General features: G+C 56.0%; 27 protein-coding genes and 2 tRNA genes. 19 read left to right on the top strand and 10 right to left on the bottom strand.

From position 1 onward, the window contains the following. Positions 1–309 precede the first annotated feature (309 nt). From JRJ26_12455 to JRJ26_12445, 3 genes are all read left to right on the top strand, one after another. A complete protein-coding gene (locus JRJ26_12455) occupies positions 310–915 on the top strand; it encodes an ATP-binding protein (protein ID MBW2058295.1) in 606 nt (201 codons plus the stop codon). Positions 916–964: 49 nt separating this feature from the next. After that, positions 965–1,945, top strand: coding sequence for a gluconokinase (locus tag JRJ26_12450; GenBank protein ID MBW2058294.1), 981 nt, complete (start codon positions 965–967; stop codon positions 1,943–1,945). A gap of 91 nt (positions 1,946–2,036) precedes the next feature. Further along, a complete protein-coding gene (locus tag JRJ26_12445) occupies positions 2,037–3,689 on the top strand; it encodes a glycosyltransferase family 39 protein (GenBank protein ID MBW2058293.1) in 1,653 nt (550 codons plus the stop codon). Positions 3,690–3,739: 50 nt separating this feature from the next. On the opposite strand, the gene JRJ26_12440 is transcribed toward JRJ26_12445, so the two are convergent. Then, positions 3,740–4,720: a flippase-like domain-containing protein gene (locus JRJ26_12440; GenBank protein MBW2058292.1), complete on the bottom strand. Its 981-nt coding sequence runs from the start codon at positions 4,718–4,720 to the stop codon at positions 3,740–3,742. Between the two features lie 202 nt (positions 4,721–4,922). Between JRJ26_12440 and ispG the strand changes: the two genes are divergently transcribed. Next, on the top strand, positions 4,923–6,008 hold the full coding sequence (ispG, locus tag JRJ26_12435) for a flavodoxin-dependent (E)-4-hydroxy-3-methylbut-2-enyl-diphosphate synthase (GenBank protein MBW2058291.1): 1,086 nt from the start codon (positions 4,923–4,925) through the stop codon (positions 6,006–6,008). Between the two features lie 18 nt (positions 6,009–6,026). On the opposite strand, the gene JRJ26_12430 is transcribed toward ispG, so the two are convergent. After that, positions 6,027–6,629 (bottom strand): CDP-alcohol phosphatidyltransferase family protein, encoded by a 603-nt coding sequence (locus JRJ26_12430; protein ID MBW2058290.1) that lies wholly within the window; start codon positions 6,627–6,629, stop codon positions 6,027–6,029. 304 nt (positions 6,630–6,933) lie between these two features. Between JRJ26_12430 and JRJ26_12425 the strand changes: the two genes are divergently transcribed. The 3 genes from JRJ26_12425 to JRJ26_12415 are packed head-to-tail and all read left to right on the top strand — an operon-like array spanning position 6,934 to position 10,250. After that, positions 6,934–8,649 (top strand): ABC-ATPase domain-containing protein, encoded by a 1,716-nt coding sequence (locus JRJ26_12425; GenBank protein ID MBW2058289.1) that lies wholly within the window; start codon positions 6,934–6,936, stop codon positions 8,647–8,649. A gap of 27 nt (positions 8,650–8,676) precedes the next feature. Further along, positions 8,677–9,570: a phosphoribosylaminoimidazolesuccinocarboxamide synthase gene (locus tag JRJ26_12420; protein MBW2058288.1), complete on the top strand. Its 894-nt coding sequence runs from the start codon at positions 8,677–8,679 to the stop codon at positions 9,568–9,570. A gap of 32 nt (positions 9,571–9,602) precedes the next feature. Beyond that, entirely contained in the window at positions 9,603–10,250 is a 648-nt protein-coding gene (locus tag JRJ26_12415; protein MBW2058287.1) for an N-acetylmuramoyl-L-alanine amidase, read from the top strand. A gap of 14 nt (positions 10,251–10,264) precedes the next feature. Here JRJ26_12415 and JRJ26_12410 read toward each other — a convergent pair whose 3' ends face one another. From JRJ26_12410 to rlmN, 7 genes are all read right to left on the bottom strand, one after another. Further along, positions 10,265–10,651, bottom strand: coding sequence for a hypothetical protein (locus JRJ26_12410; protein ID MBW2058286.1), 387 nt, complete (start codon positions 10,649–10,651; stop codon positions 10,265–10,267). Positions 10,652–10,739: 88 nt separating this feature from the next. Continuing rightward, entirely contained in the window at positions 10,740–11,243 is a 504-nt protein-coding gene (gene coaD / locus JRJ26_12405) for a pantetheine-phosphate adenylyltransferase (GenBank protein MBW2058285.1), read from the bottom strand. Positions 11,244–11,273: 30 nt separating this feature from the next. Further along, entirely contained in the window at positions 11,274–11,972 is a 699-nt protein-coding gene (gene rsmD, locus JRJ26_12400) for a 16S rRNA (guanine(966)-N(2))-methyltransferase RsmD (GenBank protein MBW2058284.1), read from the bottom strand. Between the two features lie 13 nt (positions 11,973–11,985). Then, positions 11,986–12,501 (bottom strand): Mut7-C RNAse domain-containing protein, encoded by a 516-nt coding sequence (locus tag JRJ26_12395; GenBank protein ID MBW2058283.1) that lies wholly within the window; start codon positions 12,499–12,501, stop codon positions 11,986–11,988. Beyond that, a complete protein-coding gene (locus tag JRJ26_12390; GenBank protein MBW2058282.1) occupies positions 12,498–13,763 on the bottom strand; it encodes an amidohydrolase in 1,266 nt (421 codons plus the stop codon). Before JRJ26_12390 ends, JRJ26_12395 begins: the two co-directional genes overlap by 4 nt. Beyond that, positions 13,760–14,461 carry an MTAP family purine nucleoside phosphorylase gene (locus tag JRJ26_12385; GenBank protein ID MBW2058281.1) on the bottom strand — a complete coding sequence of 234 codons (702 nt, stop codon included), beginning with the start codon at positions 14,459–14,461 and terminating at the stop codon, positions 13,760–13,762. The genes JRJ26_12390 and JRJ26_12385 overlap by 4 nt, the downstream gene beginning before the upstream one ends. A gap of 164 nt (positions 14,462–14,625) precedes the next feature. Further along, the gene (rlmN, locus tag JRJ26_12380) at positions 14,626–15,666 is read right to left on the bottom strand and encodes a 23S rRNA (adenine(2503)-C(2))-methyltransferase RlmN (GenBank protein MBW2058280.1); all 1,041 of its coding nucleotides are present in this window, start codon (positions 15,664–15,666) and stop codon (positions 14,626–14,628) included. A gap of 303 nt (positions 15,667–15,969) precedes the next feature. Here rlmN and trxB point away from each other — a divergent pair, with 303 nt between their 5' ends. The 12 genes from trxB to JRJ26_12320 all read left to right on the top strand — a co-directional run bounded on the left by trxB (position 15,970) and on the right by JRJ26_12320 (position 25,242). Further along, positions 15,970–16,914: a thioredoxin-disulfide reductase gene (gene trxB, locus JRJ26_12375; protein ID MBW2058279.1), complete on the top strand. Its 945-nt coding sequence runs from the start codon at positions 15,970–15,972 to the stop codon at positions 16,912–16,914. 123 nt (positions 16,915–17,037) lie between these two features. Beyond that, positions 17,038–17,259, top strand: coding sequence for a NifU family protein (locus JRJ26_12370; protein MBW2058278.1), 222 nt, complete (start codon positions 17,038–17,040; stop codon positions 17,257–17,259). Positions 17,260–17,337: 78 nt separating this feature from the next. Next, positions 17,338–17,520, top strand: a complete 183-nt coding sequence (locus tag JRJ26_12365; protein ID MBW2058277.1) for a 4Fe-4S binding protein — start codon at positions 17,338–17,340, stop codon at positions 17,518–17,520. A gap of 71 nt (positions 17,521–17,591) precedes the next feature. Further along, positions 17,592–18,539, top strand: a complete 948-nt coding sequence (gene ispE / locus JRJ26_12360) for a 4-(cytidine 5'-diphospho)-2-C-methyl-D-erythritol kinase (protein ID MBW2058276.1) — start codon at positions 17,592–17,594, stop codon at positions 18,537–18,539. Between the two features lie 16 nt (positions 18,540–18,555). Further along, on the top strand, positions 18,556–18,822 hold the full coding sequence (spoVG, locus tag JRJ26_12355; protein MBW2058275.1) for a septation regulator SpoVG: 267 nt from the start codon (positions 18,556–18,558) through the stop codon (positions 18,820–18,822). Positions 18,823–18,835: 13 nt separating this feature from the next. Further along, positions 18,836–18,907: transfer RNA gene (locus tag JRJ26_12350), tRNA-Gln, on the top strand. Positions 18,908–19,061: 154 nt separating this feature from the next. Further along, positions 19,062–20,006, top strand: a complete 945-nt coding sequence (locus JRJ26_12345) for a ribose-phosphate pyrophosphokinase (protein MBW2058274.1) — start codon at positions 19,062–19,064, stop codon at positions 20,004–20,006. Between the two features lie 18 nt (positions 20,007–20,024). Then, complete coding sequence (locus JRJ26_12340; GenBank protein MBW2058273.1) at positions 20,025–20,687, top strand: 50S ribosomal protein L25; 663 nt, start codon at positions 20,025–20,027, stop codon at positions 20,685–20,687. An 11-nt stretch (positions 20,688–20,698) separates the two neighbouring features. Beyond that, positions 20,699–21,286 carry an aminoacyl-tRNA hydrolase gene (locus JRJ26_12335; protein ID MBW2058272.1) on the top strand — a complete coding sequence of 196 codons (588 nt, stop codon included), beginning with the start codon at positions 20,699–20,701 and terminating at the stop codon, positions 21,284–21,286. Positions 21,287–21,313: 27 nt separating this feature from the next. Next, positions 21,314–23,299 (top strand): sodium-translocating pyrophosphatase, encoded by a 1,986-nt coding sequence (locus JRJ26_12330; protein MBW2058271.1) that lies wholly within the window; start codon positions 21,314–21,316, stop codon positions 23,297–23,299. A 290-nt stretch (positions 23,300–23,589) separates the two neighbouring features. After that, complete coding sequence (locus JRJ26_12325; GenBank protein ID MBW2058270.1) at positions 23,590–24,564, top strand: AAA family ATPase; 975 nt, start codon at positions 23,590–23,592, stop codon at positions 24,562–24,564. A 594-nt stretch (positions 24,565–25,158) separates the two neighbouring features. Continuing rightward, positions 25,159–25,242 (top strand) — tRNA-Leu (locus JRJ26_12320). 116 nt (positions 25,243–25,358) lie between these two features. Here JRJ26_12320 and JRJ26_12315 read toward each other — a convergent pair. Further along, the gene (locus JRJ26_12315; protein ID MBW2058269.1) at positions 25,359–26,111 is read right to left on the bottom strand and encodes a glycosyltransferase family 2 protein; all 753 of its coding nucleotides are present in this window, start codon (positions 26,109–26,111) and stop codon (positions 25,359–25,361) included. Positions 26,112–26,349: the final 238 nt, after the last annotated feature.

Here is a 26,349-nt window from a genome sequence, read left to right as displayed (position 1 = left end):
CGAATCACGAACACGACCTTTCCCCTCCCCGCTCACCCTTGATGGGTACCCCACCGCTTCCGCAATGTCGCTCGGAGGCAAGGGTGTTCTCCAAAAGTCAGGAAACTCCACATCAAGGTTTGGGCTCTTGTATGAGAGGGCGGGCCCCCTCCCTGCGGCCGTGCTCGGGACGGCACCGGCTCACCCCTAGGGCGTTCAGGGACAAGGTGTTCTCCGAGAGTGAGAGATGCAGCCGGTGCTTCCTTGACAAACACGGCTCATGCCCGTACATTGCAAGGAATAACCATGCCATAGCCAGGGAGGTTGTGAATGGATCGGGGTTTTTCGGAGGCGATCGCTTCGGAGGTACCTGAAAACGCTCTTTTGATTTCCACGGGTCTTCCAGGCAGCTGGAAGAGTCCTGTCACGGAAAGGATCTCCGAGATAAAGGGAGCGAGTATCCTGAGGTCTGACATGATTCGTCTGGAGGTCTTAAGGGGCTTGGACATCTTTGACGAGAAGGTAGCCTCGAACAGGGAAAACCGCATGAAGGTCTACGAAGAGATGTTTCGTCAGGCAGAGGAGAGGCTCAATAGGAATCCAGGAGGGCTTATTCTCGACGCGACCTTCGTGACGCAGGATCTGAGGATACGGGCCGCTGGGATAGCCCATAGGACTGCAAGGCCGCTGGTAATTGCGGAGATGAGGTGTTCCGAAGAGGCTTCGATCAGGCGGATCCTCAAGAGGACCAAGGAAAATTACGAGTCAAACGCCCTGACCCGTCAGGCCTATCTCAACAACAAGGCCATCTTCCAGGAGGTTGACCTGGGCGAAATAAAGAAACATTTCTCCTCTGTCGACCTGATCTATCTGCTCATCGATACCGAGTACGACGAGCCGGAGCGGTGGGAGGTAAGGAGGGTGGAGAGAAGATAGGAGCCGCAGCGCATATCCCATGGACACAGCACAGTTGCAAAGAGCCCTCATGGATCCTGCTGCCTATCCTGAGCGACCCGGCTCTGTAAGCTTTACGGAAACCCACATCTCCCTGGTCTTCTTTACCGGCGCTCATGCGTACAAGGTCAAGAAGCCTGTCAACTTCGGGTTCCTCGACTTTACGACTCTGGATAAGAGAAAACACTTCTGCCAATTGGAGCTGAACCTGAACAGGAGGCTTTCAAGGGATATCTATCTCGCCGTGGTGCCCATAAGAAAGAAGGGTGGAAGGGTTGTAATCGACGGCGAGGGCCGCACCGTCGAATATGCCGTAAAGATGAAGCAGATACCGGAAGATCTCCTTATGGACAGGCTCCTGGACCGAGGAATGATCAGTCGGGAGATGGTGGAGAGGGTCGCTGACAGATTGGTTGATTTCTATGGCAAGACAGAGACCAATGAGAGAATCCAGAGCTTTGCAAGGCCGAATCGGCTGAGGCAGGACACGGATGAGAATTTTGAACAGACGGAAAAGTACATCGGTACCACCGTCTCTGGAAGGCAGTTCCGGGAGATTCGAGGGGCTACCGATTCCTTCTTGGAGAGGAACAGGCAAGTTTTCCTCCAAAGGATCAGGGAAGGAAGAATCAGGGACTGCCATGGAGATCTCAGGCTGGAACACGTCTTTTTCGGCCAGGAGATCTCCATCCTCGACTGCATCGAGTTCAATGAGCGATTTCGTTATATTGACATCGCGGCGGATATCGGATTCCTCGCAATGGATCTCGACTATCGAGGAAGGGGCGATCTCAGCCGGGTTCTCATAGACCGTTATGTGAATCGATTTGGCGACCCGGGGATCTATCGGGTTCTCGATTTCTACAAGTGCTACCGTGCGTATGTGCGGGGAAAAGTCGAGAGTTTCACCCTGGACGATCCCCATGTAGACACCGGCGAGAAGGAGAGGGCCCTGGACAGGGCCCTGGAATACTTCCGCCTGTCCCACCAGTACGCTGGAATGCTGTCCTGAAACAGGTTCTCCAGAGAGGGTTCGAGATCGGTCCCTCCTGGGGGAATTGAACAGGCCTTTGGGTTACTTCCCTTTCATCCGGTTGGGTTCGATGGCTGGTCATTTCAAGACAGAGACGGCATGGAGAGTCCTTTTCGCAGGGGTTTTCGTGGCCCTATTCGCAGCCGGCCTGTCAAACCACGCCTTGTGGACGCCGGACGAGCCGAGAGTCGCCGAGATCGGCAGGGAGATGGCTCTGAGTGGGAACTGGGCCGTTCCCACCCTGAACGGTAAGCCGTTCCTCGAGAAGCCCCCTCTCTATTTCTGGGCTCTGGCGTCGACCTTCCGGGGGCTTGGAGGGGCCTCCCACAGGGTGGCGAGGATTCCCTCGGCTCTGTTCGGGCTCGGAGGAGTGGTGGCGGTCTTCTTTCTCGCGAGGATGCTATTCGGGTTGCGGGCGGGTTTTTTCTCGGCTCTCATTCTGGCCACCACCTTTGACTACCTCAAGGTCTCCCACCGGGTCCTGGTGGACAGTGCGCTGGCCTGTTTTGTGATTTCCGCCATGGCTTGTTTCATGAGGGGGTATCTTTCGGGCAAAACCCGGCCGAAGTTTCTCTATTATGGGATGTTTTATCTCTTTTGCGGGTTAGCCTTCCTTTCCAAAGGGTTGGTTGGATTTGTCATTCCGGGTTTGGCGGTCCTCAGCTTCCTGGTTTTCGAGAGGAATCTCAAGGAGATAGGGAGGATGGCGCCCTGGTTGGGAGCAGGGATTGTGGCCGCTCTCTGCCTGCCCTGGCTTCTCGCTCTCTGGCAGCAGGGGGGGTGGGAGTATCTGGAGGTTTTTGTCGTGAAAAACCACATCCAGAGGTTTCTTTCCGGGGGGAGCCTCGGCCACCACAAGCCTTTCTATTACTATCTCGGCCATTTCCCGGGGAGCTTTCTACCCTGGAGCCTTCTCCTGGTGCCGGTGGCCTACCGATCCGTCTTCGGCAGAGAAGACCTTGCTCCGCGGCCAAGGCAGGGAGTTCTCTTCATGAAGTGCTGGTTTGTGAGCGGTTTTGTCCTGTTGAGTATTGCTTCCACCAAGAGGACCATCTACCTCCTCCCCCTTCTTGCTCCCGGATCTGTTATGACCGCCTGGTGGATCGACCTGACTCTGGAGTCCGAAGGGCTGGGTCGGGTGGAGGGCATCTTTGTCTGGTTTTTTGGGTTTCTCCTCTTGGTTGCAGGGCTCGTTTTGGGCGCTCTCGATCTGTATCTGTCGAGGCAGTGGGGCGGAGTAAAGGTGGCGCATTGGCTTCTCACCATAGGACTTTCACTGGGGGCTCTCAGATTCCTCAGGCGCAAGAGGCTCGGCCCGTTCTGGGTGGCCTCCTACGGGACGGTATTTTCTCTTTTTCTCTTCCTCCTCTTGTGGATTCCTCCATCCATGGACCGCTACAAGAGTTTTGTCCCCTTCTGCCGGCAGGTTGCCGGGGTCCTGGAGCCTTCCAGTGGTCTTTACGGTTTCAGACCGGACGAGACACTCCGGGGGGTTGTGCCCTTCTATACGGGGCGTTTTGTAAAAGAGATAGATACCAGGGAATCTCTCGAGCAGGCACTCGACCGGAAGGATCGGGTCTTTGTGGTGGTCATGGACGGGCGCGGACAAGCCGAGAAGGAAGTCCTCGCCACGGGCAAGGCTTATCTCCTGGTTCGAAGGAAGGTGGACGCCAGATATATCTGCTCCCTTCTCACAAACAGGGCCGGGGAGGTTGCCGAATGATGCCAGCGGCCTGCCTATAAATCCCTTTCAACCGTTGAAGGGGGGACGTTTCACGAGGCGTCGTGGCTGAGCCTCGAGACGGAGAGATTTCCCTTGGCCAGGTACCAGAGGCCCAGGCCCGTGATAGGGACGTAGGTGATAATATGATAGATGATTGAGAAACCGAGAGCCGTTGTCTTGTCGATTCCCCATAACCCCAGGGCGACGATGGAGAAATACTGGATGGTGCCTAGGTAACCTGGTGAAGAAGGGATCATGATGCCCAAGGCGATTATCCCCAGGAATGTGAGGGTAGAGACGAAGGGGAGGGGGAGGCGGGCGCCCTTGATCATTCCGAAGACCGAAAGGGCGAAGATCAGCCATACAGCCAGCGAGAGGAGGCCCACCATAGCAAGACGGCTCTTCGATTTGAGCAGATCCAGCCCCTGGGAAAAGGAGAGGAGCGCCTCTCTGAGACGATTGGAAGCGGCCTTCCCGAGGAATCCCGTTCCCCTTGCGGCAACGTCGGCGAACCTCTCCGTGAAACGGTTCAGGAGAAGCATGAGAGTGAAGATAGCCGTGTAGAACCCGGCGGCCGTAAATGCCAAACGGATAAGCCATTTCTCGACGTTGCCCACGAAAAGAAGCCCGGCCGCGAGAAAGAGGATGAGAGCATAACCGTCGCAGAGCCTCTCGAGGGCGACTGTTGCGAGGGCGAGGCTCTTGCTGACATTCTTCCTTTTTCCCAACAGATAGGCTCTGGCGAATTCACCGATTCGCACGGGCAAAACGTTGTTCACCATGAAGCCGATGATGAGGATTTCGAAGGCCTGGTAGGTTCGGATTTCGGTGGCCCCCTGAATGATGTACCGCCATCTGACCGCCCGCACCCAGAACGAGACAAACAGTGCAAATAGAACAGGGAGGAGATAGAACCAACCGAATCCCGCCATGCCAGCAACGAGCCGGGAGACCTCGATGTTCCGGAAAGAGAGATAGAGAAACAGGGCGGTTATCACGAAACCCGCCCCGACCTTGACGACGTTTTTCATCAGACCCCCTCGCTGTTATTTCAAAATAGCACAAAACAGCCGAAGAAATAACCCGCTCTCCCTTGCAAGCGGTCCGTGGAGCCCGCCCTTGACTGTGACCTCCTGTGACCGGAGCCTGTCTGCCCCTCCGTGGTGGGCGTATTGTAAGAACCCCCTTGAAGGGATAATATAGAGTTGTGGCCGAAGGATTCAGGGAAACTCTATGCAGAGGAGAATGACGAGACAGATTTCGGTGGGTCGAGTGAAGATCGGGGGAGGAGCCCCGATTTCCGTCCAGTCTATGACCAAGACCGATACACGAGACGTGGGTGCCACGGTTTCTCAGATCAGGAGGTTAGAGGCCGCCGGATGTGATCTGGTCCGGATAGCCGTCGTGGACCGAGAGGCCTGTGAGGCTCTGGCAAGCATCAAGCGGGCTACAGAGGTGCCTCTCATTGCAGACATCCATTTCGACCATCGACTCGCCCTGAAAGCACTGGATGCAGGGGTTGACGGCTTGAGAATCAATCCAGGCAATATCGGCGGAAGGGAGAAGACCCGCGCCGTAGTCGAGGCAGCGCGGCAGCGGGGCGTTCCCATAAGGATCGGGGTGAATGCCGGATCCCTGGAAAAGGATATTCTCTCCAAGTATGGGCATCCAACAGCCCAGGCCATGGTGGAGAGCTGCCTCCGGCACATCCGGATCTTGGAAGATCTGGATTTTTACGATATGAAGGTCTCGGTCAAAGCCTCGAGCGTGATGAGGACGATCGAGGCCTACCGGATGCTTTCTGAGAGGACCGACTATCCCCTCCACCTCGGGGTTACAGAGGCAGGCCCGTCTCCCGTGGGCTCGGTGAAATCTGCCGTCGGGTTGGGGATCCTCCTTGAAGAGGGGATCGGGGATACGATCCGGGTGTCACTGACCGGTGACCCCGTGGAGGAGGTGCAAACCGGCCAGGCCATCCTGAGGTCGTTGAATCTGAGGAATCGTGGGGTTGACCTGGTGTCGTGCCCTACCTGCGGTAGGTGCAATACCGACGTGGTACGGGTAGCTCTGGAGGTGGAGGAACGGCTCAGGGGGATCGCCGCCCCTCTGAGGGTGGCTGTGATGGGATGCGAGGTTAACGGACCAGGCGAGGCGCGTGAGGCCGACGTGGGTGTGGCCTTCGGAAAGCGATGGGGTATACTCCTGAAGAGGGGCAGAATCGTGAGAAGGTATCCGAGGTCCCGGGTGGTCGAGGCCCTGGTCGCCGAGGTGGAGGAGATGGCACGGAAGGCAAAGGGATCTACAGAGGAGTCCGGATAGGCCGGTAGATCGGTTTTCTCACTTTCTGCCGGTTCGACGGCGGTGCTTTCTGAGCTCCTTCGAGGTATAGTAGATACGGTGGGCCACGGTGAGATGGCTCAGCACGGCAATGATCCAAAGGGCCGGCACCATCCAGTTGAGAAGCGCTCCTGCAGCCAAGACCAGGATCCTTTCCGCCCTCTCCATCAATCCCACATTGCATTTCGCGATCAGAGCTTCTGCTTTGGCCCGTATGTAGGGAACCATCATGGCCCCTCCCAGGGCTATAATGGTTAGAAGTGTGGTCCCTGGCGCATGGTTGCGAAGGTAGTAGATCGTAATACCGAGAAAAAGGAGAAAATCAGAATAGCGATCGATTACCGAATCGAGGAACGCGCCGAAGGGAGTCGCAGCGTCCTGGTTTCTTGCCATCGCCCCGTCGAGCAGATCGAACAGTCCCCCTGCGAGAATCACCCATCCTCCTACAAACCACTGGCCGATGGCCAGAAGAACTCCCGCTATTACGGTGAGGCCGAATCCTCCAAAGGTCAATAGATTCGGATTGATGGGTTTTCGGATGAGCCATTTTGCCCCTTTTCTTATGTAGGGATCGAGACTGTGGCCGATTTTCCAGCTTAACATGACCGCTTCCAGGGTTTGAAACTCGACTCAGCTCCCGGGTTCAGAAAAAGATCCGCTTCCGCGGCTCTCTGAATCCAGGGAGCATCGCGCCAGTCCTACTGTGAGGAAGCTTGGCCCCGGGGGCTGCCGGTCCCCCGGAACAGCGCAACGACGGAGAGAATTATATGGGTTTCGCGATCAAAAGCAAAGATTTTTTTCAGGGGGTTCCTTGACAGACCATCTACCCCATTGTAACGTGATTTTCGTGTTCCGGTACCGCTCCCCACGGCAGGAGCCAAGGGTACGCAAGGAGGGATTGATCCCGATGAGGTCGCGAGAGGATCTGAGAAAGACCCTGCTTCGTATTGACGGAAGGGGATACAAAGCCTACAAGGATATCGAGGGGCAATACGACTTCGGCTCCTTCCGGTTCTCCATCGATCATGTCCAGGGTGATCCCTTTGCCTCCCCCTCCCGGGTGCGAGCACTGGTTGATTTGGAGAAGAGTCGAATCCCCACTTCGTTCCTTAGGAACAGGACCAGGCAGGTAGCTCTTCGGGACTATCTGACAAGGGTGTTTGACAAGCGGCTGCGAACGCTGGTCAAGGGACACCGGGGCATGGGGACAAGCGGGGTGATCAGCATCGACCGGGGGGGGCAGGAAGTCCTCGACCGGACTGCTGTGGTGATCGAGGGGAGTACTGTTGAGGCGCGGTTTGTCGTCGGTCTCCCGGCTGCTGGCCGGACGATTCTGGGCAGGGAGTCGCTGGAGATTTTTTTCGACGAGATTCCACGTGTTGTGGAGGCATCGCTTTTTGCAGGGTCCCTGTCTCTGTCAGAAATGGAGAACCATGTGGCAACCGTAGAGGACCAGGAGTCTCTGAGAAATCGACTCGAAGAGTTGGGATTGGTGGCCTTTTTGGGTGATGGTTCGATTCTTCCCCGGAGAAGCGGAGTGGACGACCGCCCCCTGACGGAGAATCCTGTGGTATTGGAGAGTCCACCTGAGCTCCGGGTGGAGGTCGATGTGCCGAATGCGGGGAAGCTTAGAGGCATGGGAATTCCCAAAGGGGTAACCCTGGTGGTAGGAGGGGGATTCCATGGAAAGTCGACCCTTCTTCGGGCCATCGAAAGGGGGGTTTACAACCACCTTCCCGGGGACGGACGGGAACGGGTTGTCGCTCACCGGGGGGCGGTCAAGATAAGAGCCGAGGATGGGAGGAACGTGGAAAAGGTCAATATTGAACCCTTTATCAGCAACCTGCCCATGGGCAGAGACACAAGGTCCTTCTCTACAGAGAACGCCAGTGGGAGTACCTCCCAGGCGGCCAACATACTGGAGGCCCTCGAGATAGGAGCGAAGGTCCTGCTTGTGGATGAGGACACTTCTGCGACGAATTTCATGATCCGAGACGAGAGAATGCAGGCCCTGGTCGCCAAGGAAAAAGAACCCATTACCCCCTTTGTCGACAAGGTCAAGAAACTCTACCAGGATCTGGGTGTATCGACCATTCTGGTCATGGGAGGGTCTGGAGACTACTTCGACGTGGCAGAAACCGTCATTATGATGGACAACTACCGGCCCCGATGTGTGACGGAGCGGGCCAGGGAGATCGCCAAGAGACAGGCGACCCGGAGGATGGATGAAGGGGGCCCTGCCTTTGGTACTGTGACCCCGCGAAAGCCCCTTGCATCGAGTTTTGATGCACGGAGGGGAAAGCGCGAGGCTAGAATCGACGCCAAGGGTCTTACCACCATTCTCTATGGCCGGACGACTATCGATCTGGACTGCCTCGAACAGCTGGTCGACACGAGCCAGACCAGGGCGGTCGGCTATATGATACACTATTACAGAGAGCACTACCTGGATGGGACTCGAGACCTCTCTGAAGGGCTTGAGAGGGTCTTCCAAGACCTTGAAAGAAAGGGGCTGGATGTGATTGCGCCGTACAAGGTGGGCAATCTGGCTTTACCGAGGATTTTCGAGGTGGCCGGGGCAATCAACCGCATGAGGACCCTTCGAGTCGTCCAGAGGGGTTGATTTTAACTGGAGAGGAGAGGAAATTTCATGAGTCCGGTTGTGAGACAGACGGATTTCGGAGACCTGAAACTGAGGGGGAGGGGTAAGGTCAGGGACATTTACGACCTGGGGGACGAACTGCTTATCGTAGCGACAGACCGGGTCAGTGCCTTTGATGTAGTGCTTCCCGATCCGATCCCGGACAAGGGAACCGTACTGAACCAAATTTCCCGGTTCTGGTTCGAGACCACAGAGGAGATCGTCCCTAACCACATGATTTCCACTTCTGTCGAACAATTCCCCCGGGAATGCCGGAAATACCGGGATCATATCGAGGGGCGGGCCATGCTGGTCAGGAAGGCCCGCCCTCTGCCGGTGGAATGCGTTGTCCGAGGCTACCTCTCGGGTTCCGGCTGGAAGGAGTATCAGAAGACGGGCGGAGTCTGCGGGATCAGACTGCCCTCGGGGTTGGTGGAGTCCTCCCGCCTGGAGGAACCCATCTTCACCCCTGCTACAAAAGAGGAACTGGGAGCCCACGATGTGAATATCTCCTTCGAAGGGATGGTCGACAGGATCGGCCGGAAGCTGGCCGAGAAGGTCCGGCAACTGAGCATTGAAATCTACAAGGAGGCATCGGCCCTTGCCGACAGGCGGGGAATCATCATTGCTGATACGAAGTTCGAGTTCGGGCTCCTGGGAAAGACTCTTGTTCTCATCGATGAGGTGCTCACCCCGGATTCGTCCCGGTTCTGGCCCAAGGATGAGTATGAACCCGGCCGCCCCCAAAGGAGTTTCGATAAGCAGTTTCTCAGAGATTACCTTCTTACCCTTGACTGGGACCGATCGTCGCCAGGTCCGAAGCTGCCCGGAGAAGTGATCGAGAAGACGAGGGAAAGGTACCTGGAGGCCTACCAGAGACTGGTGGGTGAGCCTCTCTTGTGAGGATGAGTAGGCGTAGAGAAGAACCTCCGAAGATGCCGCCCCCCCCTGAGCCGGTGAGGGGGAGATCGAGCATAGCCGTAAGCGAAGGTTTGCGGAAACGAACCGGTTGCGGTATCGTGTGGTTGCCGAGTCCCCATTTCGAGGAGCGAAAGACCGGGGTCGACACGGTAGTGCTCCACTATACTGCCACGGGCAGTCTGGAAGAGACAGCGGATCTCTTGCTCAAACAGGAGCGCCCCGTGTCGGTCCATTACGTAATCGGAAGAGACGGGCGTATAGTCCAGATGGTCGACCTGGAGAAGAAGGCGTGGCACGCTGGGGAGAGCATGTTTCAGGGCAGGCCAGATGTGAATGACTTCAGTATAGGCATCGAACTGGTCAACTGGGGGCTCTTGAAACAAAGGGAGGGGACTCTCTTTGTATGGCCCGGGGAGTACGGGACGGAATACCCTGGAGAGTCGGCCGTATATGCAGGGGGGCAATGGTGGGACCGGTTCACGGAGACGCAGTATGGGGTTCTCGGTGATTTGATCGGCCAGATAAGGGTCTTTTTCCCGGCGATCACCCCCGAGCGGATCGTGGGGCACGCGGAGGTGGCCCTTCCCAGAGGCAGGAAGATCGACCCGGGCCTCGCCTTTGACTGGGAACGGGTGAGAGGGAATCGGAGAGGGTGGGGCTGAAGGCTCCTCTACTCTCAGTTGCCGACTTTCTCAACGACCTCCACATGGGTGGATTTGACGGACTTTCGGTATTTGGCTTTCTGACTTTCGGTTGGAGATAGGCGGGCCGGAGCCTTTTTGCTTCTCCTGGTAAGGGTCCTTCCTTGTAAAGGCTTGATAGCCTCATCGATCTGCCGAACGAGCCTGTCGAGTTTCCTCTCGATTTCTTCGAATCTCCGTAACTTTCCCTCCAGGCCGGTCTTGGTGGGTTGGTTCACAGGATAGACGGAAAGCCTGCTCTGGATTGTTTTGAACTTGCTGTGAACCCACACAGAGGTCGCGAGTTGCATGAGTACCGAAAGGACGAGCAGTGCGAGGATCACGGTCTTGAAGATTCTGTCTTTGACAGGACTGCCGATCATCGAGTTCTCCTCCGGTCTTATGTGAAGAAAAGGAGAAAAAGGAAGCCTTACTGACTATCGGCAGGATCTTGGAGAAACTTGACCTGTTTTAGTCCTGTTTTTTCTTCTGGAGTGCATCGAATCTCTCTTTCAGTTTTCTCTCGACACATTCAGGTACCAGGCCTTTGACAGAGCCGCCGAGGCTGGCTACCTCCTTGATGGTCCTTGAGCTGACGAAAAAATAGTCCTTGCTCGCCATCATGAAGAGGGTCTCCACTTTTTCGTTAAGGCTCTTGTTCGTTGAGGCCATGTGGAATTCGTAGTCGAAGTCGGAGGTGGCCCTCAATCCCCTCAGTATCACCGTCGCCCTTGCACGGGCCACATAGTCGACCAAGAGCCCCCTGAAGCTCTCGACAACAACGTCGGGCTTGCTTCTGAGTGCGATCTTGGCCATCTCCACCCGTTCCTCCAAGGTGAAAAGAGGGTCCTTCGGAATGTCCGTCGCAATGGCAATTATGACCCCGTCGAAGCACTCCAGTGCCCTTTCCACGATATCGACGTGTCCGAAAGTGATGGGGTCGAAAGACCCCGGATAGACCGCGATTTTTCCCATGTGAACCTCCGGCGATCCGGTCTGCAGAACTCAAGGATCGACTCTCGACTCAAGAGCTCTAGGCTCTTTCCTCCGTGCTGGACAGTAGGTTTCCGATCCGCTGTCGACTCCGGCCAGTCTCTTACCCTCCCTCCCGCGGCCGTCTTTCTCGGCCTCTGCACCACCCTGTCCCCTGTCCCTCCCGAAGCCGAGGAAGGAGATGCTGGTCTCCCCATAGGTCTCCTGGCGTAAAGCGATCAATCCGCTCTGCTCCGCCGGTGGGGATTCCCTTGGTGTATGCTCTATGACGATCATTCCATCTCTTGAAAGAACCCGGTTCCTGAGGACCTCCTCGATGGTCTTCTCGACCCATCCCTTGCCGTAGGGCGGATCGGCGAAGATGATCCCAAAGGACTCCCCTCTCTTGCCGATGAGAGCCAGAGCACGACTGACCGAGGTGGCCATGACTCTGGCACGGGCGCCGAAACCGCAGAGGGAGATGTTCTTGTTCAGTGCGTTCAAGGCTGGCCTGGACCTCTCCACAAAAACAACTCGTTCAGCCCCTCGGCTCAAGGCCTCCAGCCCGAGGCTCCCCGTCCCTGAGAAGAGATCGAGAGCCCGTATTCCCCGCCACTCGGGGCCGAGAATATCGAAGATCGCCTCTTTGATCCTGTCCGCTGTCGGACGGACTCCCCTTCCCTTGGGTGAATAGAGCTTTTTCCCCTTTGCTTCACCAGAAATGATTCGCACAGGCAGAGACCGCTCAGCCCAGGTCTGTTGTCGACACGGAGGCCGGTTGAATCCCGGCCGAATCCAGTATGTTCTTGATTTTCTCTCTCATACGAGCCGGATGGGTTCCTTCCCAGTAGATCCTTCCGCAACTGGGGCACTGCCTGAAGACCCGATGGGTATGATACACGTACTCTGGAACTCTACCCTCGACGTCGTCGCGGGAAACCTCTTCCAAGGGGCTGTTACAGAGAAGGCACCTGCAGAGAAACTTGCCTGGATCGACTTCCAGACCGAGGCCCTGCAGGACAGCCGCAACCTGAAGCTCAGGCTTGTTTTCTCTGACAATGAAGATGTTCCCGAGAAACAGCTTCGCCTCGAGGGCCCGATTCCGGGTCAGAATAGTCCGATCCTCTTCCAGGGCGATTTGGACGAGTCTGTGCAGGTCCCTGCCAGGGAAGAGGGTGGTATCGAAGCCAAGGCCTCGAAGCCATTTGGCGAGCTTGCCGACGGTGGTATCGACCACGAATCTCCTTTCCATCATCTTCAACCCGAGGCCCGTTTGAGCAGATCGAACGCCGTCCGCTTCGCTCCTTCCATGATCTCCTCTTCTCCAGCGACCTCTCTTCCCTTCATCAGAACCTTACCGTCGCAGATCACCGTGTCGATACATGAACCGTTGGCAGCATAGGCGAGGTCGGAGTAAAGATCAAAATGAGGCGTCACTTCCGGTCTTCTAAGATCGACGAGAGCAAGATCGGCCAGACAGCCGACCTCGATCTTTCCGCACTTGAGGCCGAACGCCTCGGCTCCTTTGAGGGTCGCCATCTCGAAGGCGTCCTTGGCGCAGAGCACCGTGCTGTCCACCCGGTGATGTTTCTGGAGGAGAGAGGCGAATTTGACCGTTTCCAACATGTCCAGATTGTTGTTCGAAGAGCATCCGTCCGTACCCAGACAGGCCGTAATACCCGCTTTACGGACCTCTTCATAGGGAAAGGTGCCGCCTACGGCGAGTTTCATGTTTGAAACAGGGTTATGGACGACCTTCACACCGTGCTCACTCATCAGGCTGATCTCATCTTCAGAGACCCACACACTGTGGCAACAGACGACGTTTGGACCGAGAAAACCGATGCTCGCCAGATATTGGACGGGTCGCATCCCATGCTTTTCAATGCAGTCATCAACCTCCTTTTTTGTCTCTGACAGATGGATGTGAAGCATGAGGCCGTGCTCCCTCGCGAAGTCCGCCGCCCATCTCAGGCTCTCCTCCGATACGGTATAAATGGCGTGAGGACCCAGAGCGAATTGGATTCTCCGGCTGAACCGGGCGCTCTGTTTGAAGAGCTCTTCGTTAAGTGCCCTCTGTTGTGCCGCCTTTTCCTTGCTGAAAAAATCGATAAAGACAGCACTGATGGCGGCCCTGATCCCCATCTCCTCCACGGCCCGGGCGGTTCCATTCCAAAACCAGTACATGTCATTGAAAAAGGTGGTGCCTGTCTTGATCATTTCGAGGCAGGCAAGTTTGGCTCCCCAGTAAATGTCTTCCTCGGTCATCTCCGCTTCCAGAACCCAGATCTTCTTCTCCAACCACTCCTGGAGGTGCATGTCATCTGCATATCCACGCAGCAGGGTCATGGCAGCATGGGTGTGTCCGTTCACAAAGCCGGGGATGGCAGCCTTACCGGCTCCTGTGAGGACCGTCTTGGCAGGGACATCGATGGAATCCCCGATGTCTGTGATGAGGTTCCCTTCGATATAGATATCCCTTTTCCTTCCATCAAGGGAGACCCCTTTGATAAGTATACTCATCCGAGTTCCTCCAGGACGGCACGAATCAATCTCTTGACAGACTCCACATTCTTCCTGGCATTTCCCAGAATCTCATCCTCCCGGAGGGGCGTGCTGGTGATCCCGTGAGAGAAGTTGTCCACAGAACAGATACTCGCATAGGCGAGGTCTAACTCCTTGGCCAGGGTTGCCTCATTGCCCATGGTCATCCCAACCACATCTCCGAAAAACTTGAGCATCCCTATCTCGGCTCTTGTCTCGAGACGGGGGCCGCTGGTCTGTATATAGACGCCTCCGGCTACCACAGGGATCCCCGCCCTCGTCGCTGCACCCAGGATCAGGCCCCTGAGGTCAGGATCCAATCCGGGAGTAACATGACGAATCTCATTGTCGTAAACGGTCTTGATCCCCCAGAGATTGATGTAGTCGTGGGGAACCAAGAGGGATGTGGGGGGAAGGGTCTTTCTCAGGCTTCCAGTGGAATTGACCCCCAGAATCCGTGAAACACCGAGCTGCTTGAATGCCAGCATGTTGGCCTGATGGTTGATCCTATGTGGGGGGATGTCGTTCTCCATACCGTGACGTGGGAGAAAGGCCATGGAGGATGTCAGCCACAGGGAAGCCTCCCCGCAACTCGTCGACACCCTTACTGCCTCGGTATCCTCTTCCTTGAGAAGATCACGATAGGCAGAGCCCGCAATCAGACCCAAACGGTTCATGCTGTTTCTCCAAGCTTTTGGGAAGACACCATTCTAGGGAATCGTAGAAGCAATGTCAAATGCCAAAGCCCAGATGTCGAATCGCAACGCCTGAATGCCGAAACTTTGAAAACCCTTGAAGAGTCACATGGTAACCAATTGTACCACAGTTTTCCGAGAAAACTTCAGTCAAGAGCCCGGCTCTCTCCCCGCAGCTGGCCGCACGCTGCCGAGATGTCTGCTCCCCGGCTTCTCCTTATAATCGCAGTGAGATTCCTTTCGAGGAGTATCTGCTGGAAGGTTGCGACGGTCTCCTCATCGGGGCGCTCAAAGGGAAGGTAGGGAGACTCATTGTAGGGAATGAGGTTGACCTTGGCCCGTATCCCCCTGAGAATCTCAGGCAGAGCTCTGGCGTCTTCAGGGGAGTCGTTGACCCCTTTGATGAGAACATACTCGAAGGTGATCCTTTCCCGTGGAGCGAGGGGAAATCTGCGGCACGCCTCGAGAAGATCCTCAAGGGGGTAAGTCCTGTTGATCGGCATCAGAGCGCTCCTGGTAGCGTCGTTGCTCGCATTGAGTGAGACAGCGAGGCGGCAGAGCGGCCCAGACCGCCCGAGCCCGTCCATACCGGGGATCAGACCGGCGGTGGAGAGAGTGATTCTCCTTCTGGAAAACCCGAGTCCCTCGTTGTATCTCATGATCTCAAGGGCCTTTGAGGTGTTCGCATAGTTGGCAAGGGGCTCGCCCATGCCCATGAGGACGATGTTGGTGATACGGCCGGTGTCGATAGCGCTCTGAACGGCCAGAACCTGGCCTACGATCTCCGAGACCGAGAGATCTCTCGAGTAAGGCCGTGCTCCGGTGAGGCAGAAACGGCAGCCCAAGGCACAGCCGACCTGGGTCGAGATGCAGAGGGTGAGGCGGCCCTTGTCAGGGATGAGCACACTTTCAACAGTCTCACCGTCACGGAGACCAAATAGGAATTTCCGGGAACCATCAGCAGAAATCTCAAGATCCCTGAGGGAAGGATAGTCCAAACGGCAGGTCTCCTCGAGAAAATCCCTGAGACCCTTTGACAGATTCGTCATCTGCTGGAATGACTTCACCCTGTGGCGATATATCCACTGGATGATCTGCTGGACCCGGTAGTCTTCCTTGCCCAGTCCCTTTACCAGTTCCCTCAGTTCACCTCGGCCGAGATCCTTGATGTCCAACTTGCCGCCCATAGAATCCCCTACCCCGCGGTCCTTCACAAAAAATCTATCCCCTCGCCGCAGAGGTTGTCAACAACCCGAATCACTGGCACAGGGTGAGGCGCCGGTTCCGACAAGATAGGCCGGGTGCCGAGGATTTCCGGGACTTCCCGATCCGGGGGAGTTTTCGAGAATCGAGAAACATCCTTGGAAACCAGGATAGTTTGGGAGATGTGCAAGAATTGAGGGAGCTCGGGAGGATTTCGATTTGACAAAACCGGAAGGGGGCTATAACTTTAGCGATTAAGACGACAAAGACTCGGAGGATAATGGCTTATGAAGGATGGGGAAGGAAGGGACAGGACCCTGGACTTGATCATCGTAGGGGGCGGACCGGCCGGGCTTACAGCAGGCCTCTATGGAGGAAGGGCAAGGCTCGACACGCTTCTGCTTGAAGGCGGCCTCGTGGGGGGGCAGATGGTCACCACCAATGAGATCGACAACTATCCGGGATTCCCGGACGGGATAACAGGGGGTGAATTGACCCGGTTGATGGAAGAGCAGGCGAGGGCCTTTGAGTGCAGGATCGTCTACGAAACGGCCACGGGCATCGAGCTCGGTGAAGAGATCAAGACCGTCCTCGCCGGAGACAAAACATACAGGGGGCGGTCGGTCATCCTCAGTCCGGGGACGGAGTACAGGAAACTGGGGGTTCCTGGTGAGAAGGAGTTCACCGGTCGGGGCGTCTCATACTGTGCCACATGCGATGGTCCTTTTTTCAAGGGCGGCAGGATCGTCGTCGTGGGTGGCGGGGATTCGGCTATCACCGAAGCCCTCTTCCTCACCAGATTCGCCAGGGAAATCACAATCGTTCACCGTCGTGACGCCCTGAGGGCCGAGAAGTTCTATCAGGAGAAGGCCTTTGCCGAGCCGAAGATAAACTTCGTATGGGACAGCGTTGTGGAGGAGATAAAGGGAAATCAAACCGTGGAGAAGGTGGTGGTGAGAAACGTAAAAACCAAGGAGACCCGAGAAATCCAGACAGACGGGGTCTTCATGTTTGTCGGTATCATACCGAAGACGGCCTTTCTGAGAGGGACGGTGGAGTTGGACGAACTCGGTTACATCGTCACCGATGAGGCTTGCAGGACATCGGCCGAAGGGGTGTTTGCCGCGGGAGATGCCAGGAAGAGCTTTCTGAAACAGATCGCCACGGCTGTGGGTGACGGTGCAACGGCTGCCTCCGCGGCAGCGAAATATCTGGAAGAGAAACACGGTTGAACTGTGGTCTGGTGGGCTCTTCGGCGAGAGACTTTCCCTGCCTTGATAATGGCCGGTCTTATGGGTACGATTAAAAGGGGGGAGAGGAGACTCCAAGAGAGGTGGAGTCGAAAGGAGATATTTATGAGGGAACTCGTAGAAAAGGCTCTGGAAAAGATCAGACCCGCACTCCAGCACGACGGCGGGGATGTTGAGCTCGTGGACGTCAAGGACGGTGGAGTGGTTCAGGTAAGGCTGACAGGGGCGTGCGGCGGATGCCCCATGTCCCAAATGACCCTGAAGTTGGGTGTCGAGAGGATCCTGAAACAGGAGGTGCCGGGCGTGACCCGAGTCGACTCCCTTTAGCGAGACGGGGAGAAAATCGGCTCTGGGGGCCGGCTCCTTGAGGGTTTGCCGGATAGTGCAGGAGCCCGTATCATAGTCATGTACCCGAGGATCGATGCGGAGTGCTGTGATGAATGTGGTGTCTGCATGGAGATTTGTCCCTCCGAGGTGTACCGGCTGGAAGGGGAGGGCGTTAGGGTCGTTTTCCCGGAGGAATGCATCGAGTGTGGGGCTTGCGTGGAACAATGCCCCAAGGAATGCATCTATCTGGCCGATGAGTAATGCTTCATCGTGAGAGGAGAATATTTCCCCGAGACACTGGTCTTTCAGGCAGACTGCAGAAGAGGCGTCGATTGTCCCAGCATGAGGCGGCTACTCGAATGAAAGACCGTTCCAGCCAAGGTGTTTTGTTCCTGGAGTGGCTTCAACGGGGAAGGTCACCCTCCATCCTGATCAGATCTCCGGCCAAAGTCAACCTCAGACTGGAGGTTCTTGCAAGAAGACCGGACGGTTACCATGATATACGGAGCGTGATGGTTCCCGTCGGTCTCTTCGACCTGCTCCATATCGTTCTAACCGAGAAGGAGGGCATCCATCTATCCTGTAGTCAACAGGACCTCCCGGTTGACGAAAGGAATCTGGCATTCAGGGCCGGCCTCCTGATGCTTGAGGCAGCGGGAAAACGGCAAGGCGTAGAGATCAGGATCGAGAAGAGAATTCCTGTGGCTGCGGGTCTGGGAGGGGGTAGCAGCAATGCGGCAGCCACTCTGGTAGGACTCAACCGACTCCTGAAAACCAATCTCAGCCGCGTCGACCTTATGGCAATGGCAGGGGAACTCGGGGCTGACGTGCCCTTTTTTGTGTTTGGGCGTCCGGCTCTGGCTACGGGAATCGGGGGCGATTTGGAACAACTGACCCGTCTGCCCAGATTGTGGTTTCTTCTCGTCTATCCGGGTATCTCCATCTCCACGAAGTGGGCTTATGAGAAGCTAAATTTCCGGTTGACAAAGAGGGGGGATCATATTAATATGCCAACGTTTTTCTGGGACATCGGCAACCTGGCTGGATTGCTCAGAAACGATCTTGAGCGGGCGGTTTTGCAGGAGTATCCGGTCCTAGAAGGGATAAAGAAGAGCCTGCTCAGGGCAGGGGCCGTCGGGGCCCTGATGTCGGGGAGCGGTTCGACGGTCTACGGTCTGTTTCTTGCGAAGGAGAAAGCGAAAGACGCATACGGAGAGCTTAAGGAGGAGTTTGGAAAGAGAGACTGGGAGATCTTCTTGACCCAAAACATAGGGTCGTAAAGCAAGGGGGGCAACCATGGAGATCACGGAAGTGAGGGTTTTTCCCGTGAGTGAGGAAAAGCTGAAGGCCTACGTGACCATCACTTTTGACGACTGCTTTGTCGTAAGGGATCTCAAAGTGATCCATGGAAACAACGGCCTCTTTGTGGCTATGCCGAGCAAGAAGAGAAAGGACGGGACTTTTCGGGATACGGCCCATCCTCTCAACAACGAAACAAGAGAGAGAATAGAGTCGAGAGTCCTTTCGGAATACCAAAAAGAGATCAATCGGACGGCCGGGTAGCTATGACTCTTCTTGGGGTGTGGCCAAGTGGCAAGGCACAGGTCTTTGGAACCTGTATTCGGAGGTTCGAATCCTCCCACCCCAGTTCTTGCCGGAAAAGATACGGCGGGGCGGTCTCTCTCTCCAACGGGGCTTAAAAGACCGGGGGAGCAAGGCCATCGGGAAGAACGATTCTCTTCTGCTGGGCCACGGGCGGGGTGGCCGCCTCTGGCCTTTTATGTGGAGTTGACGGGGTCATGATGAGCGACGACACCTTGAGGATCTTCACGGGCAATTCAAATGTCGAACTCTCCAAACGGATTACTCAGATCTTGGGGGTTAACCTCGGTGATGCCGTGGTCAAACGGTTTAGCGATGGCGAGATCAATGTGGAGATCGATGAGAGCGTCCGGGGAATGGACGTCTTCGTGATCCAATCGACCTGCCGCCCGGTCAATGAGAATCTGATGGAGTTACTGATCCTGATCGATGCATTCAAGAGAGCTTCGGCCAGGAGGATCACCGCTGTTATTCCTTACTACGGATATGCCAGGCAGGATCGGAAGGTCTCGCCGAGGGCTCCCATTACGGCGAAGTTGGTGGCAGACCTGATTACGAGTGCCGGAGCCTCCCGGATCCTGGCCGTGGAACTCCACGCGGGCCAGATTCAGGGATTCTTCAATATCCCTGTTGACCACCTCTTCTCCTCCCCCGTCATGGTCCGGTACCTCAGAAAGGCCTTTGGAGACGATGCGGTGGTGGTTTCTCCAGACGCCGGTGGTGTGGAAAGGGCTCGGGCCTTTGCCAAGCACATGGATGCGTCCCTTGCGATCATCGACAAGAGAAGAGAGGGGCCCAACGTCTCACGTGTGATGAATGTCGTGGGGGACGTGAGAGGGAAAATCGCCATTCTCGTTGACGACATCATAGACACGGGTGGGACGCTGGTCCATTCGGCCGAGGCTCTCAAGAAGAGCGGGGCGGCTCATGTCTACGCCTGTTGTGTTCACCCCGTTCTTTCCGGATCGGCTGTCGACATGATAGACCCGTCACCTATCGAGGAGTTGGTGGTGAGCGACACCATTCCCCTGGAGGCCGGTGCCAGGCGCTGTGAGAAGATCAAGGTCATCTCTCTGGCAGAGCTTCTGGCAGAGGCAATAAGGCGTATTCACAGAGAGGCCTCGGTGAGTGAACTCTTTATCTAGATGGAGGAGGATCTCCCTATGGAGAGATTGAAGGTGGAGGTACACACAAGGGAAACAAGAGGAAAAGGGGCGGCCAGGAAGTTACGGAGCCGGGGGCAGATCCCCGCTGTCTTCTACGGCCCCAGGATCGAGCCCGTGCCGGTCGTCTTCGACTCGAGGGAACTGCTCCGCCTGTTGCAGCACGGGCAGAACGTGTTGATCGACCTCAAGATCCGAGACAACAAGGGGAATGGGAAAGAATCAAATCATGTAGCTATGATCAAAGACATTCAGGTCGATCCCCTCAAGGGAGTGCCTATTCACGTAGACCTCTACGGTGTGTCAATGAAGGAGACCATGACGGTTGAGGTGCCTGTCCGGCTCGTGGGAAAACCCGAGGGCACAAAGATGGGTGGAATCCTCGAACAGGTGCGGAGAGAGCTGGAAGTCGAATGCCTTCCCGCTGATCTCCCCCCCTACGTCGAGGTGGATGTCACTCCCCTGAACATCGGGGATTCCATTCATGTGCAGGATATCAAGGTCGACAAGGTCAAGATTCTCACGGATCCCCACCTGACAGTGGCTACCGTGGTGGCCCCGGTGGTAGAGAGGGAAGCCGCAGCAGAGGCCGCGATCTCAGAGGCCGAAGAAGAGGCGGAGGAACTGGGGGAGAAGGAAAGCGGAGCGGAGAAAGAGACTTAAGGTAGACAGGGGTGAGATTCATAGTCGGTCTGGGGAACCCGGGGCTGGCATACAGGGTCACCCGCCACAACGTGGGCTTCATGGTCGTTGACCAAGTCGCTCGAAAGCACCTGATCTCACTTTCCAGGCGCAGGTTCGGTGCTCGCTACGGAGAGGGGAGTATCCTCGGAAAGAGGGTAGTTCTTGCCAAACCCCAGACTTATATGAATAGGAGCGGACTTGCCGTCGGGAAGCTCCAGGAGATATTCGGCTTTTCCACGGAAGATCTAATAGTGGTACATGACGATCTCGATCTGGATTTCGGGTGGATTCGGATCAGAACCAGGGGCGGACACGGAGGTCACAAGGGCGTGCAGTCCGTCATGGATATTCTGGGCCGGTCTGATTTTGTCCGTCTGAAGGTCGGAATCGGGCGGCCCGAAACAAAAGATGAGGTAACAGACTACGTGCTGCACCCTTTTGACGAGGAACAGAAAAGGAGCCTAAGCTTTGTTCTGGCGAAGGCGGGAGAGGCGATAGAGGCGATTCTCCTCCACGGGGTCGAAGGTGCCATGAACCTCTTCAACAAGGCGCCGACCTTTGAGGAGAAAGGCAGATAGGTCGATCTTCGAACAGGGGAGGTTACAATGGGAGACTTCGTGAACTATGCCCCCTATTTCGGGATAGGGGGGTTGATCTTCGCATCCCTGATCTATGCCTACATCATGAGATTTCCAGAAGGTTCGGATCTCATGCGGGAACTGGAAGCAATGATCCACAAGGGGGCCATGGTTTTTCTCGAAAGAGAATACTCGATCCTGGCTGGGTTCATTGTCATAGTTTTCCTTCTGCTCTGGTGGAAGATCGGTTTCTATACCGGTGTGGCCTTCTCTTCAGGTGCTTTCTGTTCGATGATGGCCGGCTTCTTCGGAATGAACGCGGCCACCAAGGCCAATGTACGGACTGCTCAGGCCGCCTTCACCCACGGCCAGTCGAAGGCCCTGAGTGTCTCCTTTGCAGGGGGGGCTGTCATGGGTATGTCTGTGGCTAGCCTCGGTCTTCTGGGTGTGGGCGTTTTCTTCTACTTCTTTGGTCACAGTCCACAAACTTCCACGGTTATCAACGGTTTCGCCATGGGTGCAAGTTCGATCGCCCTCTTTGCAAGACTCGGCGGGGGTATCTATACCAAGAGTGCTGATGTGGGCTCTGATCTCGTCGGTAAGGTTGAGGCCGGGATTCCAGAGGACGATCCGCGAAATCCAGGGGTCATCGCAGACAACGTAGGGGACAATGTGGGAGACATCGCGGGCATGGGAGCCGACATATTCGAATCCTACGTGGGTTCCATCGTGGCCACCATCGCCATCGGTGCCACGGCTGCCATGTGCCAGGGGCCTCTTCAGCCGTTCTACATGTCGCTTCCACTAATGATCGTTATGGTCGGGATTTGTGCCTCCTTTCTCGGGATACTCTCCATAAAGATCCTGGAAAAGCTGAGTCCCCAGGCTGCACTCCGATACTCCACTTTTGTTGCAGCAGGGTTCCTCGTCCTGTTCAGCTACCTCGTGATCAGTGCTACGGGACTCCCGGTGGGCATTTTCTATGCCCTCCTCTCCGGCCTTGGGGTGGGAATCATTATCGGGCTCTTGGCAGAATACTATACCTCTGCCAAGCCGATCAGAGTAATCGCCGAGTCTGCCAAGACAGGGCCGGCCACACTCGTGATCACGGGGCTCTCCGTGGGAATGGAGAGCGTGGCTCTCCCTGTGCTGGGGATCTGCCTGGCCACGTTCGTGGCGTCCAAATTCGCCGGAATCTATGGAATCGGAATCTCGGCGGTTGGGATGCTTTCAACTGTGGGGGCCACCATGTCGGTCGACGCCTACGGCCCCGTCGCCGACAATGCGGGAGGAATTGCCGAGATGGCTGGCCTTGGCCCCGAGACGAGGAAAATCACGGACGGGCTCGATGCTCTGGGGAATACAACGGCCGCGATAGGGAAGGGTTTTGCCATAGGATCTGCCGCACTCACCGCCCTTGCCCTTTTTACGGCCTATTCCCAGGCGGTGGGGTTGAAAATCATAAACATCACCGACCCCTTGGTGGTGATCGGTCTGTTTATTGGAGGGATCATCCCTTTTCTGGTTGCTTCAATGACCATGGCCTCTGTAGGAAAAGCGGCCTTCCAAATGGTTGAGGAGATCCGGAGACAGTTTCGGGAGATTCCGGGGATCATGGAAGGCACGGGCAAGCCGGATTCGGCCAGGTGTGTGGATATCGCCGCCAGAGCGGCTTTGAAGGAGATGATTATTCCCGGCTGCACGGCCGTCCTGGCTCCTATCCTCGTGGGATACATCATAGGGCCCCATGCCCTTGGCGGGATGCTCGGAGGGGCAACGCTTACCGGAGTACTCCTGGCACTTTTCATGGCCAACGGCGGCGGTGCCTGGGATAACGCAAAGAAGTACATCGAGGCAGGACATCTAGGCGGGAAGGGCTCTGAGGCCCATAAGGCTGCAGTCATTGGAGATACGATCGGCGACCCCTTCAAGGATACCTCTGGACCCTCCATGAATATTCTGATCAAGTTGATGAGCGTTGTCTCATTGGTGATCGCCCCCCTGTTGTTGTGAGGGGTGGCAGAATCTCCTGCCAACCGTCGATTTTTCGATTCTGTTTGTCTCTGTGACCCGACCATACCCTTGACCCTTTGCTTCTGAGCTTTCGCGGAGACCCTCCAGAGTTCGGCGTGCGCGGACAAGCTCTGCCATTTGCCGCTTACCCTCGGTGGGTGGACGGGTGCTTCCACGGTTCATGTTTTGCTGCTTTTGTCCGATCAGTAGTAGAGACGGCGGGCGAGGGGAGGACACCGCAGGGCGGTTGCCGGTTTCCCTCTCCGAGTCGAGGGTCGGGAGAAAGACCGATGGAGCCGAGGGGAGAGATTCTCGCATTGACATCCAGCAAGGGTGGGGTCGGGAAGACCCATTTGGCGGTCAGCCTGTCAGCGGCAATGGCCAAGAGGCATGCCCGCGTGCTTCTTATTGACACGGATCTGGGCAATGGAATCATCTCGGACCGACTTGGATTCTATCCCAGGTACAATCTGGCCGATTTCTTTTCCAGAGAAAAGCCCTTGGAGGATCTCATCGAACAGACTCCATACGGGTTTTTTTTGGTTGGCGGTGACCGGGGCAATTTCCTTATGGCCAATCTCAATTACCTGCAGAAGATGCGGTTCTTAAAGAACTTCATCAGGATCAGCAAGGGTTTCGACTTTGTGGTCCTCGACCTCGCCTCGGGTATTTCGCGCCAGATGGTCGATTTCGCCCTGCTGGCGGACAGGACCGTGGTGGTGGCTTGTTCGAACGACCTTGTCAGTGCCTACGGCTCTGTGCGGGCGTGTTTTTCCCGGTTCAAGCAGTTGGAGAGCCGGCTGTCAAAGCGAATCAAGGGCTACAGGACGAGGCGATTCTTCAGACCTCTCATCCTCGTGAACCAGGTGTCAGACTTCCACGAGGGTAAGGCCGCCTTCGAAGCGCTCGAAACGGCCGTGGAGAGCAGGCTCGGCCGTGACGGTAGTCCATTCCGAGTCAGAATCGATTACCTGGGTACCGTCTTCCACGACCCCGGTGTCTTCAAGAAATCCGAAGAGAGGCGCTGTCCGGTGTCGACAGCATCTATCTATTCAAAGGTGGCCTTCTGCATTGATTCCATGGCCCGGACCATTTGTGACCCAGGTTCGTTTCAGGGGTTCGACGGAGACAAACGCCTCCAATACACGTTTCAGATTCTTATGGAGCAGAAGGACAGGGTAAGAAAGGAGTTGGCAAGAAGGGTCATGAGTCTCTACCCAGTAAAAGCCCGGATCCGCCATCCTCAGCAGTCCGTCTCCCCATAACAGGCCGCCCTCCCGGGCCTGGTGGAGTTCTTCTGCCTGGGAGTTGAGGGAGAGGTCGTGTTCATGATTCGTGTTCGTGGCTCGTGCTCGTGTTCGTGGGGAAGGGGCAGGAATTCCCCACCCGCGAACCTTGATAGGGTCACCGCGTGAGCTCAGGAGCGAAGGAACAAGAGGTTTCCACTTGAGAATCAAAATACATCCCTGGAAATCAAGATAACTTAGGACGTGCGCTCCGAAAAGTGGGGGAAGTCCTCGATGAGGGTTCGATTTCCCCTAGTTTTAGAAGCCGATCTCTTGAACTGCCGTGATTTGCAATGGCATTTCTCGATTTCCCGGGGGATACCTCGTGTTCGCCAGCGCGGCGTTTCTCCCCTTCCCCACGAACACGAATCACGAACACGGCCTCTCCCCTCCCCGGTCAATCTCGATGGGTGCCCCGCCGCCTCGGCAATGTCGCTCTGGAACAAGAGGTTTCCAGAAAATGGGGGAAGCCCACGCACCTTTCCCTTGACAAAAGACAACAAAGGGGTATATGAAATGATTTAGAATGACGACACTGGTTCTGATCATTGGAGGAATCCCTCCGGGTCGAATGCCGAAGTGGCGGAACTGGTAGACGCGCTAGGTTCAGGGTCTAGTAGGTGTATGCCTGTGGGGGTTCGAGTCCCCCCTTCGGCATTGGATTCGATCGCAGCAGCGAGGCCCGGAGGAAGATAGATTCCTGCCAAGGGTCTGAATCCCCCGTTCGAGGGGAGAGTCGGGTTTCAGGATCGAGTCCCGCTTGGCGTTTTCGGTCAGGGGAGTAGGTTGTAACGGATGATACAATAAACCGCTTTGAGCCCGTCTTTCCAACAGATTTTCTTGCCCTCCGCGTAAGTACGGCCGTAGTAGGAAATCGGGACCTCGTAGACTCGCCATCGTTTTTTTGCAATCTTTGCTGTTAGCTCGGGTTCGACTCCGAATCGGTTCTCCTTGATCTCGACACCTTCCAGTACCTCTCTGCGAAACATTTTGTAACAGGTCTCTATGTCGGTGAGATTCAGGTTGGAGAACATGTTTGAGAGGATGGTCAGGAATTTGTTGCCCACGTAATGCCAAAAATACAATACACGGTGCGGGCCGCCGAGAAATCTGGAGCCGTACACCACGTCTGCCATACCTTGCTGAATCGGCTCCAAGAGCTTCCTGTATTCCGTGGGGTCGTATTCGAGGTCTGCATCCTGTACCACTACGACATCTCCCCGTGCTTCGGCAAATCCCCGGCGGAGGGCTGCTCCTTTTCCGCGGTTTTTCTCCTGAAAGAGAATCTTCATATCGGCAAAATCGAGTTTCCCGCCTGATTCCATCAGGCCCAGGTCCACCAGATCGGATTCCTCTTGTGCATGGGCCAGTTGATGCAGGAACTCCCTTGTTCCATCGGTGGAGAAATCGTCAACGACAATGATCTCTTTCTCGACCCCTCTTAGGCGAACCTTCCCTATCCGCCGGAGTACCTGGGATATAAAGGGACGCTCATTACAGACCGGAATTATGATCGAAAGTCTCATAACGTCAGCACCCCTGTCGTCTTATCGCACGAACGCCTACTTCCCCTCCCGCGTACCAATCTCGCGTCTTCCCCGCAACGCCACCGAGTCCTCGTTCTCAGGACGACGGGAATCTATTGGTTGATACAACCTGGCCTCCGGATAGTCAAGCGGGCAGAAGTTCCGGAGTTTTGCACCTCGAGAAGACCTCTGCCCGAACCGTCCCTCCAGGTAGGCTCGGCTCGTAGATGCGGATCCA

The sequence above is a fragment of the Deltaproteobacteria bacterium genome (genome assembly GCA_019308905.1).
Lineage (GTDB): Bacteria > Desulfobacterota > BSN033 > WVXP01 > WVXP01 > JAFDHF01.
Note: the sequence above shows the minus strand (reverse complement) of the source record. Positions and strands in the feature narration are given on the sequence as shown.